This is a genomic window from Herbaspirillum sp. 1173, from assembly GCF_031455335.1.
In the GTDB taxonomy this organism is placed as follows: Bacteria; Pseudomonadota; Gammaproteobacteria; order Burkholderiales; family Burkholderiaceae_D; genus Herbaspirillum; species Herbaspirillum huttiense.
In genome coordinates, this window is sequence record NZ_JAVDSP010000015.1 from 1 (window position 1) to 13,185 (window position 13,185).

Here is a 13,185-nt window from a genome sequence, read left to right on the forward strand (position 1 = left end):
ATCAGCGCCAACAGCGCCAGCAGGCTGAACCGCGCCTGCTGGGGGTTGCGCTTCATGTCGAAGGTCATGAGAGCCATAGTGTTCTCTTCCGATTTCTTAAGTTTCTAAGTTTCTGTTTTTAAGTTTTTAAGGTTTTAAATCTTAAAAACTCAGGCCCGATCCGCCACACGCTCACCCATGATCCCGGACGGACGCAAGGTCAACACGATGATCAGCACGATGAAGGCGAAGATGTCCTGATAATTGCTGCCCAGGAAGTTGCCAGTCAGGTCTCCGATGTAACCGGCACCCAGACTCTCGATCAGGCCCAGCAGGATGCCGCCCAGCATGGCGCCGTAGATGTTGCCGATACCACCCAGCACGGCCGCCGAGAAGGCCTTCAGGCCCGGCACGAAGCCCATGGCGAATTGCGCAGTGGAGTAATTGGCAGCCCACATCACGCCGGCAATCGCGGCCAGTGCGGCACCGATGGCGAAGGTGACGATGATGACGCGATTGGCGTCCACGCCCATCAAACCGGCGATGCGCGGGTTCTCGGCGGTGGCGCGCATGGCGCGGCCCATCTTGGTCTTCTCCACGATCAGCACCAGGCCGATCATCGCGGCCAGGGCCAGGATCAGCAGCATGATCTGGGTCGGCGAGATCAGGGCACCGGCGATGTTGACCGGGGTCGAGGGCATGATCTGCGGGAACGGCAGCGGCCTGCGGCCCCAGATCATCATGGCGAAGGTCTGCAGCAGGATCGATACGCCGATGGCGGTGATCAGCGGCGCCAGGCGCGGCGCATTGCGCAGCGGACGGTAAGCGATGCGTTCGATCAGCAAGCTCACGATCACGCACACCGGAATGGCTCCGACGATGGCGATGATCAGCTTGACGATGCCCGGCAGGTCAGGCGCGACCTGCTGCACCAATTTGAGGATCGACAGGCCGACCATGGCGCCCACCATCAGGATGTCGCCGTGGGCAAAGTTGATCAGGTTCAGCACCCCGTACACCATGGTGTAGCCCAGGGCGATCAGTGCGTACATGCTGCCTAGCACCAATCCGTTGATGATCTGCTGGATGAAAATGTCCATGAAACGGTGTCTCCTTCAGGAGGATGATTGTTGTGAAACGTCAGGAAACTGCAAGGAAACCGCAAACGCACGGGCGTTCGCGAAAAAAGCGTAAATTATTTATCAAATTAAGCGCGCATGCACGCGCAATTTTCATATCCCCAGTGTGGTGCGCATCACGCGCGCTGCCGCCAGGTCCCACGCGGCCTGGCCCACGGTCTTGAACACCGGCAGCGCCCCCGCGCTGTCGAGCGTGTTCACCGCCGTCTTGCCGGCCAGCACATCGCCGATGCCGACCACCCCCGCCCAGTCCACCTTGGCCTGGATCAGGTCGCCTGCTTCGTGATGCGCGCCGGCGAGGTCATCGACCACGATACGGCGTGCATGCAGCAGGCTGGCCGGGAACTCCACCATGTCCGGCTTGAAGGCACCGACGCCGATGGCCAGCGTATCGGCCGCGATCTGTTCGGGAATCACGGCCACGCGCGACGTAGTCAAGGCAATCACCACATCGGTGCGCGGCAAATCCTGTTGCAACATCTGTGCCGGGAGCGGACTGGCCACGACTTGCGGATGGCGTTCGCTGATGGCCTGGCAGAAAGCCTGGGTACGCGCGAGGTCACGCGCGGCCACCCAGAACTGACGGACACCAAACACTTCCGCCAGCGCATCGGCATGCGCCGCCGCCTGCGCGCCGGTACCGATCAACAGCGCCGATTGCGGCGTGCGCGGCAACAGCGTGCGAATGCCCAGCAGACTCATGGCTGCGGTGCGGCGCGCCGTGACGGTCGGGCCATCCATCAAGGCCAGGCGGCGGCCGGTATCGGTTTCGAAGGCAATCACCTCACCCTGGATCGCCGGCAGCTGATGGCGGGCATTGTCGCCATGCACGGTGATGAGCTTGGTCACCGAGAGATCCTCGGCAATGGCCGGCATGCCCAGCAAGACGCTGTTGGCATCAATGGGAACGACCTGGCGTTCCGGGGCGCGAATCGCACCGCTGGCCAGTTCCTGCGCGGCGCGTGCGAGGGCATCGACCAGCGCGGAATAAGGCAGTGCCTGCGCGGTCTGGAGGGAATCGAGGATGTGCATGGGAATCCTGTGGGGAAGTCAGCGCAGGAAGAAACCGGTCGGGAAGGGATCGGAGTCTTCCAGCACCCACTGGTTGGTACTCATGATGTGGGCATGGCCGCTCACCTCGGTGAGCGCGCCATCGAAGTCACCCACCTTGGTGGCAGCAGTCACGCGCACGCCGAAGTTGCTGCCGACGATGCTGCCGTTGACGTAGTGCTGGTTCAGCGCCAATTGTCCGCGCAGGAACAGCTGGGCCGCGCGGCCCGAGGTACCGGTGCCGGTGGGCGAGCGGTCCACTTCGCGGTCGGCGAAGATGCAGACGTTGGACTGGTCCGCGCCGGGGAAATTGGGTTCGCTGTCGATGATGGTGCCATACAGCGTATTGAGGCCCGGCTCCAGCGGATGCGCGATGGCGACCTTGGCCATGACGGCGGCCTTGGTCTCGGCACCCAGCTGGATCAGCTGGCGCACCAGTTCAGGCTTGACGGTGAGGCCGGCCTGCGCCGCGTTGATGTAGTAGTAGAAGGCACCACCGAAGACGATGTCACCGGTGATCTTGCCAAACCCGGACGTCTCGACTTCGACGTCGCGGCGATAGATGAAGGCGGGCACGTTGTTGAAGCTGACCTTGCCGGCGCGCACGCCATCCCACTCGACGAAGGCTTCGATGAAGCCGGCCGGGGCATCAAAGCAGATGCGCGTCCGCGGCTGGGTACGTTCAACGTAGCCCATCTCGACCAACACCTTGCCGAGGGCGATGATGCCGTGGCCGCACATGTCGCTGTAGCCTTCGTTGTGGATGAAGATGACGCCGAAGTCGGCGCCGGCCGTGACCGGGGGCAGCAGGTAGGCACCATACATGTCGGCATGGCCGCGCGGCTCGTTCATCAGGAAGCGGCGCAGGTCGTCGCGATGTTCGCGCAGCCAGGCGCGCTGTTCCAGGATGGTGCCGGCCGGGATCTTGGGCAGGCCCGAGACAACGATGCGCAGCGGCTCACCGCCGGTGTGGGCATCGATGGTCTGGACGGTACGGGTATAGCTGAGCATGGTCTTCCTTCCGGGTATGCTGCGGGTCCGCCTGGGCAGAGGGTAACACTGCGGACCGGACATGGGCCCTGCAAGCGGGTACGGCAAGCCGCTCCCGGCCGGTCGGAGCCGGCGGGAAGCGGGACACTGCAATGTGGAGCTGGGATCTGGGCCTGGCGCGCCACCCGCGACTGCGGGCGGCGGGATCAAGCCCGGGGAAGGACCGATCAGTAGCTGGTCAGGGGAACCGGCAGACCATCCTTGAAGCGATAGACCGTCACGGGCGATTGCTTCAGGTCGTGGTTGGCGTCGAAGTCGTACTGGCCGGCCACGCCCTTGTAGCTGATCTTGGCCATGGCCGGACCGAAGGCTTTCGGATCGACCGAGTTGGCCTGCTTCATGGCTTGCGCGATCAGCATCATGCCATCGTAGAAGGAAACTGCATAGGTTTCAGCAGGACGGCTGTACTTCTTCTGGTAGTCGTCAGCGAAGACCTTGCCATCCTTGGCCTTGTCCAGCATGGTGCCGCCCTGGGTGCAGTAGACGGTTTCACCGATGGCATCGCCACCCAGGCGACCCATTTCCGGCGAACAGATGCCGTCGCCGCCCATCAGGGGTACGTCAATGCCCAGCTGCTTCATCTGGCGCTTGATCGGGCCGCCTTGGGGAGCGTAGCCGCCCAGGAACACGGCGTCGGGCTTCTTGCCCTTGATGGAGGTCAGGATGGCGGTGAAGTCGGTAGCCTTGTCGTTGGTGAAGTCCTTGCTGATGACTTCGATGCCGTTGGCCTTGGCGACCTTGGCGAATTCCTCGGCCAGGCCCTGGCCGTAGGCGGTGCGGTCATCGATGACGGCCACGCGCTTGAGTTTCAGTTCCTTGGCTGCGTACAGGGCCATCTTGCCGCCCAGCTGGCTGTCGCTGGCAGCCACGCGGAACAGGGTGGCAAAACCTTGCTGGGTGATCTTGGGGTTGGAGGCCACGGTGGCCACCACGATGCCGGCATCGTTGTAGACGCGCGAAGCAGGAATGGTCACGCCCGAGTTGTAGGGACCGACGATGGCCTTGACGCCCTGGTCAGCCAGCTTCTGTGCCACCGCCACGCCTTGCTTGGGGTCGGCCTGGTCATCTTCGGCCAGGACTTCGAACTTGATCTTCTTGCCACCCACGGTGATGGGTTGCGCATTCAGACGCTCGACGGCCATCATCAGGCCGCCCTGGTTGTCCTTGCCGGCCGATGCCTGGGGACCGGTCAACGGGCTGGAGAAACCGATCTTGACGACCTGGGTTTCCTGCGCCATGGCGAAAGCAGGGATCAGCGCCAGCGAGGCGGCGATGATGTTGAGTCCGGAGACGCGCTTGAACATGGGGTGTTTCCTCTCTTCTAGAAAGTCAGACTGCGGTGGGTGATTGCATTGAAAACGCCGGAAAAGCAGGATTTGCGCCATCCCCCGCCTCGTGGGCAGGAGCGGTGCATTCCGTTGATGCCGGGCCGACCGCGTCAGGCCGGTTTTCACCGCCGCGCGCAGGCTGGACCTGGCAAACAAAACTCGTCAAATCTGTTGTCGAGATACTGCTGTGATCCGCGCAGAAACGAGGTGAACTTCGCTTCATGCCCGCATTACGTTATGTTTTTTATGAGGGAGGATTCTATTGACTCTTCCTTGATATTAGGCGCGCTTATTCCCCTTATAATCGGAATAAAATTTTCTCTATATATTTTTAACTGAATAAAGTTCAGAAACCATGGCCGGACTCGACAAGATCAGCAAGAAAATTCTGGCGGAGCTGCAAAACGACGGCCGCATCAGCAACGTCGACCTCGCCGCTCGCGTGAACCTGTCGCCGGCCGCTTGCCTGGAGCGGGTTCGCAAACTGCAGGAAGCCGGCTATATCCTGGGTTATGCGGCGCAGTTGAATCCGGAATTGCTGGATGTCTCCCTGCTGGTCTTCATCGAGGTGGTGCTGGACCGCACCACGCCGGATGTTTTTGCCGAATTCAAGAAGAGCGTGCAGAGCATCCCCGAGATCATGGAATGCCACATGGTGGCCGGTGGCTTCGATTACCTGGTCAAGTCGCGGGTCAAGGACATGAACGCCTATCGTGAATTCCTGGGCAAGTCGCTGCTGCAATTGAAGGGTGTGCGCGAGACGCATACCTATGCGGTGATGGAAGAAGTGAAGAACACCATCCGCCTGCCTATCCGCTGATCCCCACGGCATCCACGGAATCGTTCCCCGCCACAGCCTGTCCCTGCTCCAGCCTGCCCCTGCGCCGGTACGCCCCCGGCCCCATTCCGCTGAACTTCTTGAATACCCGGTTGAACGCTGCTTCGGACTGATAGCCCACAGTTTCGCCGATCTGTGCCGTGCCCATTTTGCTGTAGCTCAATAGCTGCGCGGCACGCGCCATGCGCAATTGCTGCAGGAGTTCGCTTGGCGTAGTGGCGCCGACCTCCTGGAAGCGCCGCACGAAGGTCGCGCGCGACATGTGGCACAACGCTGCCAGCCGAGGCAGCGTCCAGTCCTGCTGCGGGGCCTCCAGCATGGCCTGCATCGCATGTTGCAGGCCGGGATGGGCCAGCAGCGCCAGCAAACCCGGCTGCGGTCCGCCCTGGGCCAGCCAGGCACGCAGGGCCAGTCCGAACAGCGCCGCCGCCAGCCCGGCCACCACCGCCTGCGCGCCGGCGCGCAATTCTCCGCGGCCATCGGCGCCCCCGCACTCGTTGCGCAGCAGGGTGGCCAAGGTGTGCAGACCATCCCCTTGCGGCAGCTGCTGGCCCCGTACCAGCAAGACTTCCGGCAGCGCCTGCATCAAGGCGTTGGAGTGCGGGGCATCGAAATGGAACTGCCCGCAGAGGAAATCCGACAGGGGCTGCGCGCCGCCGCCATCCTCATCATTCACATTCAGTTGCACCGGCGCTGCAGTCACGCCCGGGCGCGCCGCAATGGCTTCGCCGACAGGCGCGATGAAGAGATCATGCGCTGCGCCACGGGTGAGCACCACCAGGTCGCCAGCCTCCAGCAGCACAGGCTCGCCCGCCGCCAGGCGCAGCTGCGCCCGGCCCTCCAGGATGAAGTGATACGGCGCCACGCCCGCTGGCAAGGCCGCATGCGGCAGGTTCCAAGGCTGGCCGAAACGGCAGCGGATATCCAGCGCGGCACGCACCGGATGCAGGGAAAGGAGGCGGCTGAGGGCATCCATCATTTTCCTTGATTGAGCTTTTTGAGCAATTTTATGTCATTTTCAGGCATTCATAATTCCAATCTGTAAGCCTACAGTACGTCCATGCGCAACACGGACCAGCGGCAATCCTGCCCCGGCCAAGGCGCTGACCTTCACCAAGGAGAAATATCATGCCCCGTTTGAACACTGCCCCCATCAGCGAAGCCAGCGGCCAGGCCGCCCAACTGTTTGCCGCCATCAAGTCTGCAGTCGGCATGGTGCCCAATGCCTACGCCGGCATCGGCAGCCTGAGCCCGGTAGCGCTGGAGTCGGCCCTGCACCTGGATGGCGCCCTGCGCAAGAGCAGCCTGTCGGCCAAGGAAATCGAAGCCATCAAGCTGGCCGTGAGCGAACAGTCCGGTTGCGATTACTGCCTGGCCGCCCACGCGCTCATGGGCAAGAAGGCCGGCCTCTCCGCCCAGGCCATCGACGGTGTGCGCCATGACCGCCCCTCGGGCGATGACCGCCTGGATGTGCTGGCCGACTTCGCGCGCCGCCTGGTCGCTACCCGTGGCACCGTTCCCGCCGATGTGGTCGAACGCGTGCGGGCCGTCTACAGCGATGCCCAGATCGTCGATACGCTGCTGGCCGTCACTGCAATTACCTTCACCAATCTGTTCAATCGTGTGAACGATACTGTTCTGGATTTCCCGCCGGCACCGTAATCGGCCAGTAAAAAATCCGGAAAATTGACTCATTGCTTCATACGCGCCATACAGGCGAAAAAAAGCCCGGCAGCCTCCTTGCGGAGACGGCCGGGCAAGCTGCGCTGGCGGGAGGCGCAGTCTCCCGCCGGCACCCGGTGACGCCGCTGCCCGGGGCAGCTGGCGTTTCATTCATATCGGTCAAAAGGCGGTGCGTACCCCCACGATGAAGTTGCGGCCACCCAGCGGTACCGTTTCGCGTAACACCGACGTGGACAAACGGATGTCCTGGTTCAGCAGGTTGCGGGCCAGTGCGAACCAGGTCAGCTTCACGCCGTTGAGACGCTGGGTATAGGACAGGTTGGCGTCCAGCTGGGTGTAGGACGGGGTTTCGTAGGTTTCGAAGGACGCCAGGCGATCCTGCTTCTGCGCGCGCAAGACCTTCACGCCGCTGGCCCAGGGACCGGTCTTGTAGCCCAGCTCGATGCCGTAGCGGGTGGACGGCTGCAGGGGCAGGTTGCCGAGATTGTCGAGCGTGCCGCGCGAGGTATCGGCAAAGACCCGGCCGGAAACGCCTTCGCCGTTCCAGTTGTACGTGACCTCGGCTTCCACGCCGCGGATGGTGGCATCTCCCTGCGACCAGAAGCGCTGGGTGAATTCGCCATTGGGATCGGCCGCGCCAGTATCGTCCACCTGGCCGTTGGTACGGCCGTAGATGTAGTTGTTGACCTTGTTGCGGAACACATTGCCCTTCCAGCGCACCAGTCCTTCGGTCTTCTGCAGGCTCAACTCGATGTTGTGTGAAGTTTCCTTCTTCAGCTGGTTGTCGCCGATGTCGTAGGTGGAGGTCGATTCATGCGGGCCGTTGGAGTACAGCTCTTCCACCGTCGGTGCGCGCTGAGCGAAGGAATAGGTCAGGCCCAGGCCATAACCGGGCTGGAAGGTCCACAGACCGCCGGTAGACCAGGAGATCAGGCTGAAATCGCGTCCCGGCAGGCCGCTGCCGCTGTCCGGTCGGCGGCTCACGCTCTCGGCGCGCAGGCCGGCACTGGCCAGTACCTGGCCGAACTGCCGCTCTTCCACCAGGAAGCCGGCAAACGAGGTCGAACGCGTGGGCGGAGTCAGCTCGGAGACCCCGGTATCGGGCGTGAGGGCCGAGTAGTTGCTTTGCTCGGTCTGCACGCCGAAAGTGCCGTGCCAGCCGGCCAGCGGTGCGTGCGTCAGTTCCCAGCGGGTCTGCAGGGCGCGGTTGGAGAAGACCGTGTTGGGCGTGCCATCCTCCGCCTTCTCGATGTGGGTGTAATCGGTGTATCCCATGCGGAAGCGGAATTTCTCGATGCCGGCGAAGGGATGATTGACGACGGTATCGAGGTCGTAGCGGTTCTGGTGCAGGTCGATGAAGGATTTTTCATCGGTCGGAATCCCGTAGTGATCGTCCAGGGTCGCCACCGACAGGCCGACGTAACCCCAGTTGGTCACATAGGAAATGCCGCCACCCAGGCTGGTCTCGTGGGTGAAGGAATTGGGCAGGCGGCCCGATGCGCTGCTGCTGTCGCCCTGACGGGCGTTACCGGGGATCTTGTAATTGTCGGTATCGCGGTAGTTGCCGTCCAGGTGCAGGCCGATCTGGCCGGCCGAGGTATCCAGCGAGAAGGACGTGTTCTTTTCGCCATCGACGGTACCATAGCGGCCTTCGACGGTGCCGGTGGGCTTGCCGACCAGCTCGGTGGGGATACGGTCATTGACCACGTTGACCAGGCCGCCGATGGCACCCGAGCCATACAGCAGCGCGGCCGGACCGCGCAGGATTTCGATCTGGCGGGCGGTAGCGGCTTCGGTGGCGACCGCATGGTCGTTGGAGACGGTGGAGACGTCGGAGACGCCCATGCCGTTCTGCAGGATCATCACGCGCGGACCTTCCATACCGCGGATGATGGGACGCGAAGCGCCGGCACCGAAGGCGCTGGCGGACACGCCCAGTTCACCCGAAAGGGTGTCGCCCAGCGAGTTGCCGAGCTTGTTGCGCAGTTCGTCCCCGGCGATGACCTTGGCGGGCGTGAGGACTTGTACATCCTCCTGAGAGGCGAAGGGGGTGGCAGTGACGACGATGGGTTGCAGCGCCGGTTGGGCAGCGGTTGCAGGGGTCGCGGTGGTGTCAGCCGTCTGGGCCGAAGCCGAAGCGGACCAGGCCGCCAGAGCCGAGAAGACGGCCGAGGCGATGCGTTGGCGTTGAAGAGCCATGTGAATTCCTTGTTATGCGCGAAGCGCCGCCCGCCTTGTCGTGAGGGTGGATGGGGCGGCGCGGATACACCGGCCGTCGGCACGCGATCGCACGCAGCGGCGGCGTCAGGACGACGCCGCGCCACGCACGGATGCGCGAGCGACAACCGGTAACCAGTAATGCGGGTCTTGCAGGGAGAAGGAATTCAGCGCGGCGGGGCGCGCGAGGAGAAATGGCAGTTCAGCGGCGCGTCCCAGGATGCGAAGGCCAGCCACAAGGCCAGCACGCGCACCGGCGGCAGCAACGGAAGGGGAGGAAAATCGACATGCACACCCGCCGACAAGGCGGCGGCGTCATAGGCCACGCAGGAGTGGTGCAGGCCATGGGCGTGGTGGTGATGGGCATCATGCCCGTCGGCGGCAGCGAGTTCGGCGTGCGCCTCCTCGCCCTCGTCGAACAGGGCTTCGCTGATCAGCGAATGGACCGTCCCCGGTGCCCAGCCGGCGTGCGCAATACCGTGCACGAAACCCAGCATCTGCGCGAACAGCAGCGACATCGCCAGCAGGGCGATGACGGTGGAGCTTCGCAGGGCGCGCAGACGGTGCATGAGGCGGGACCAGGTTGGAAACGACAGCGGCACTGCGCCTGCGCACCGCATGGCGCAGGCGTCATCGTGCGAGGCGAGTATCAGTCGCCGTAGAGTTTCTGCTTCAGTTCGCGGCGTTGCTGGGCTTCCAGCGACAGGGTCGCGGTCGGACGCGCCAGCAGGCGCGGGATACCGATCGGTTCGCCCGTTTCTTCACACCAGCCGTACTCGCCGTTGTCGATGGAGACGATGGATTGCTGCACCTTCTTGAGCAGCTTGCGCTCGCGGTCGCGGGTGCGCAGTTCCAGCGCGTGTTCTTCCTCGATGGTGGCGCGGTCAGCCGGGTCCGGCACCAGCACGGTTTCGCGCAGGTGTTCGGTGGTTTCATCCGCGTTCTTGAGCAGATCCTTTTCCAGCTGCTGGAGACGGGCCTTGAAGAAAGCAAGCTGCGCTTCGTTCATGTAGTCCTTCTCGTCCATCTTGAGGATTTGTTCCTCGGTCAGCAACTGCGCTGCAGGGGTAGTTTTGGGAGTCTTGGTTGCCACTTCGCTTACTTTCAATACTACGGGTTTTTCAACTATATCCATTCCCGGCTGATGCACGGCTGCCGGAACAGGTCGCTTGTGAATCCACTTCCCTTGCCGCGTTGGCACCTCTTCGATTGACGTTGACGCGATCAGTGCGCAGGTCCGGGCCGTCAGGACCGGGGCGCGCTGCCGATGGCGTACGCTTTTTCGCGGTCAAGGATTGTACACCAACGATTCCGTATGCCAAGCCTTTGGCGCGGCGGCCCGCTGGCCATCTCCTCGGGCGGCGTTCCGGTTCATGGAGCGGTTCATGACTTCCCCTGTGACGGGCTAGGCGGGGCGGGCTGATCGCGCTTGTGAATTGTCGTCGTTCGGAACATCAGCCTGGCGCATGCTGCATGCTATTTGCATTGCAACATCCATCCGTGTTTATACCAGAAGAACGGGGGCCGATGGAAGCGACGATGCGTGCCATCCACAGCGCCCGCGTCTATCCGTGCCGCCGGGCACACACCGGGCACTGGCGGTCGCGGCCGATGCCGATGCGGGTCCATTCCATCTCGCGCGCATCCAGGATCAGGAGGCGTCCCGCCAGCGAGCGGCCGATACCGGCCACCAGCTTGATGGCCTCGGCCGCCTGCATGGTGCCGATGATGCCGACCAGAGGCGAAAACACGCCCATGGTGGAACATTGCACCTCCTCGAACTCGCGCTCGGGCGGGAACAGGCAGGCATAGCAGGGGCTGGCCTCCTGGCGCGGGTCGAAAACGCTGATCTGGCCATCAAAGCGGATCGCTGCCCCCGACACCAGCGGCACCCCGGCTGCCACGCAGGCGCGGTTGACCGCATGGCGGGTGGCGAAGTTGTCGCTGCAGTCCAGCACCACATCGGCCGCCGCTACCAGCGCCTGCAGGCGCTCGCCTTCCACCCGCTCGGCCAGCGCCGTGACCTGCACGCCGGGGTTGATCTGCTGCAAGGCTTCGCGCCCGGACGCCACCTTGGGCTGGCCCACGCGCGCGGTGGTATGCATGATCTGGCGCTGCAGGTTGGTCAGATCGACGGTGTCGTGATCCACCAGGGTGATGTGGCCCACCCCGGCCGACGCCAGGTACATGGCCGCCGGCGAGCCCAGGCCGCCGGCACCGATGACCAGCGCATGGCCTTGCAGCAGGCGGGTCTGGCCTTCGATGTCGATCTCGTCGAGCAGGATGTGGCGCGAGTAGCGCAGCAGCTGTTGGTCATCCATCGTCATATCCGACACGGTTGAGATGAAAAAAAGGGCCGCTGGCAAGTGCTAGCGGCCCGATGTGCCTGCCCGCAGGCGGCGTATTACTTGGTGGTGTCGATCTTCTCGGCGGGCGCCTTGTTGTCCTTGCGCTCGTCCTTCACCGGGGTGTCGTTCTTGCCTTCTTCATTGCGCACTTCCGGCTTGGCGTTGGAAACCTTCACCGGCAGGCCCTTCAACTGGTTCAGGGCCTGGGTCAGCTGGAAGTCGTCCTTGCTGCCGAAGTCGAGCGGCTTGCGCTTCTTCTCGGCGGCAATCAGGCGCTCTTCGGACTGCTCATCCATGGCCTTGGCCTTGACCTCGGCGGACTTGTCGGTGTCGTTGGTCAGGTGCTTGGAGAGATCGGCTTCACGCAGGCGCAGGCCGTTCAGGCCGTCGCCATCGGGGTACTCGTCCACCATGATGTCCGGCACGATGCCGCGCGCCTGGATGGAACGGCCCTTGGGCGTGTAGTAACGGGCGGTGGTCAGCTTGACGGCGGTGTTCTTCTCCGGCGGCAGCGCGATCACCGATTGCACCGAGCCCTTGCCGAAGGACTGCGTACCCATGATGGTGGCGCGCTTGTAATCCTGCAGGGCACCGGCCACGATTTCGGAAGCCGAGGCCGAGCCGCTGTTGATCAGGACCACCATCGGCACCTTCTTGATGGCATCCGGCAGGCGCGACAGCGGATCCGACAGGGGATTGGCGGCGTAATACTCGCGCTTGGCGTAAAAGGTCTGCTTGGAGCTCGGCAGCTGGCCATTGGTGGAGACCACCACCGAATCCTTGGGCAGGAAAGCCGCCGCCACGCCGATGGCGCCCGGCAGCACGCCGCCCGGGTCATTGCGCAGGTCCAGCACGATGCCCTTCAGGTTGGGTTCCTGGGCGTAGATGGCGGCCAGCTTCTTGGACATGTCGTCCACCGTCGGCTCCTGGAACTGGGTCACGCGCAGCCAGGCGTAGCCGGGTTCGACCACCTTGGACTTGACGCTCTGCACGCGGATCTCCTGACGAGTGATGGTCAGGATGATGGGCTTGTCTTCTTCCTTGCGGGCGATGGTCAGGGTGATCTTGGTGTTGGGTTCGCCGCGCATCTTCTTGACGGCTTCATCCAGGGTCAGGCCCTTGACCGGGGTGCTGTCCAGGCGGGTGATCAGGTCACCGGCCTTGATCCCGGCGCGGAAGGCCGGTGAATCCTCGATGGGGGAGATGACCTTGACGTAGCCATCTTCCATGCCGACCTCGATGCCCAGGCCCACGAACTTGCCCATGGTCCCTTCGCGCAGCTCCTTGTAGGCCTTCTTGTCCAGATAGGCGGAGTGCGGGTCGAGCGAAGCGACCATGCCGGAAATGGCTTCGGTCAGCAGCTTCTTGTCATCGACCTGCTCGACATAATCTGACTTGATGAGACCGAACACGTCGGCCATCTGGCGCAGCTCCTCCAGGGGCAGCGACGCCGTTGCATTCTTTTGCGCGATGGCGTCGAACTGAATCATCGCAGTGGCACCTGCCACCATGCCCAACCCGATCAAACCGATATTCTTGAGTTTGCTGCCCAT

12 protein-coding genes are annotated in these 13,185 nt (G+C 63.3%); 2 read left to right on the forward strand and 10 right to left on the reverse strand.

Going from position 1 to position 13,185, the window contains the following annotated elements:
• Positions 1-149: 149 nt before the first annotated feature.
• The 4 genes from J2X56_RS26295 to J2X56_RS26310 all read right to left on the reverse strand — a co-directional run bounded on the left by J2X56_RS26295 (position 150) and on the right by J2X56_RS26310 (position 4,522).
• The gene (locus tag J2X56_RS26295) at positions 150-1,079 is read right to left on the reverse strand and encodes a branched-chain amino acid ABC transporter permease (protein ID WP_310164073.1); all 930 of its coding nucleotides are present in this window, start codon (positions 1,077-1,079) and stop codon (positions 150-152) included.
• Between the two features lie 132 nt (positions 1,080-1,211).
• Positions 1,212-2,150: a delta(1)-pyrroline-2-carboxylate reductase family protein gene (locus J2X56_RS26300; RefSeq protein WP_121037782.1), complete on the reverse strand. Its 939-nt coding sequence runs from the start codon at positions 2,148-2,150 to the stop codon at positions 1,212-1,214.
• A gap of 18 nt (positions 2,151-2,168) precedes the next feature.
• The gene (lhpH, locus tag J2X56_RS26305; RefSeq protein WP_134134509.1) at positions 2,169-3,179 is read right to left on the reverse strand and encodes a trans-3-hydroxy-L-proline dehydratase; all 1,011 of its coding nucleotides are present in this window, start codon (positions 3,177-3,179) and stop codon (positions 2,169-2,171) included.
• A gap of 206 nt (positions 3,180-3,385) precedes the next feature.
• Positions 3,386-4,522, reverse strand: a complete 1,137-nt coding sequence (locus tag J2X56_RS26310; RefSeq protein WP_121037777.1) for a branched-chain amino acid ABC transporter substrate-binding protein — start codon at positions 4,520-4,522, stop codon at positions 3,386-3,388.
• A gap of 379 nt (positions 4,523-4,901) precedes the next feature.
• Here J2X56_RS26310 and J2X56_RS26315 point away from each other — a divergent pair, with 379 nt between their 5' ends.
• Positions 4,902-5,366, forward strand: a complete 465-nt coding sequence (locus tag J2X56_RS26315) for an Lrp/AsnC ligand binding domain-containing protein (protein WP_008334229.1) — start codon at positions 4,902-4,904, stop codon at positions 5,364-5,366.
• Here the strand turns inward: J2X56_RS26315 and J2X56_RS26320 are convergent.
• Complete coding sequence (locus tag J2X56_RS26320) at positions 5,356-6,360, reverse strand: AraC family transcriptional regulator (protein WP_310164078.1); 1,005 nt, start codon at positions 6,358-6,360, stop codon at positions 5,356-5,358. The two genes, J2X56_RS26315 and J2X56_RS26320, sit on opposite strands and share 11 nt — an antisense overlap.
• Positions 6,361-6,512: 152 nt before the next feature.
• Here J2X56_RS26320 and J2X56_RS26325 point away from each other — a divergent pair, with 152 nt between their 5' ends.
• A complete protein-coding gene (locus J2X56_RS26325) occupies positions 6,513-7,046 on the forward strand; it encodes a carboxymuconolactone decarboxylase family protein (RefSeq protein ID WP_034340480.1) in 534 nt (177 codons plus the stop codon).
• A gap of 180 nt (positions 7,047-7,226) precedes the next feature.
• Here J2X56_RS26325 and J2X56_RS26330 read toward each other — a convergent pair whose 3' ends face one another.
• The 5 genes from J2X56_RS26330 to J2X56_RS26350 form a co-directional block, all read right to left on the reverse strand.
• Positions 7,227-9,266, reverse strand: coding sequence for a TonB-dependent receptor (locus J2X56_RS26330; RefSeq protein ID WP_134134513.1), 2,040 nt, complete (start codon positions 9,264-9,266; stop codon positions 7,227-7,229).
• A gap of 185 nt (positions 9,267-9,451) precedes the next feature.
• Positions 9,452-9,853, reverse strand: a complete 402-nt coding sequence (locus J2X56_RS26335) for a hypothetical protein (protein WP_121037766.1) — start codon at positions 9,851-9,853, stop codon at positions 9,452-9,454.
• 80 nt (positions 9,854-9,933) lie between these two features.
• On the reverse strand, positions 9,934-10,419 hold the full coding sequence (gene dksA, locus J2X56_RS26340) for an RNA polymerase-binding protein DksA (RefSeq protein WP_182993485.1): 486 nt from the start codon (positions 10,417-10,419) through the stop codon (positions 9,934-9,936).
• A 430-nt stretch (positions 10,420-10,849) separates the two neighbouring features.
• Positions 10,850-11,605, reverse strand: coding sequence for a HesA/MoeB/ThiF family protein (locus J2X56_RS26345; RefSeq protein WP_204726237.1), 756 nt, complete (start codon positions 11,603-11,605; stop codon positions 10,850-10,852).
• Between the two features lie 83 nt (positions 11,606-11,688).
• Positions 11,689-13,185 (reverse strand): S41 family peptidase, encoded by a 1,497-nt coding sequence (locus J2X56_RS26350; RefSeq protein WP_039789587.1) that lies wholly within the window; start codon positions 13,183-13,185, stop codon positions 11,689-11,691.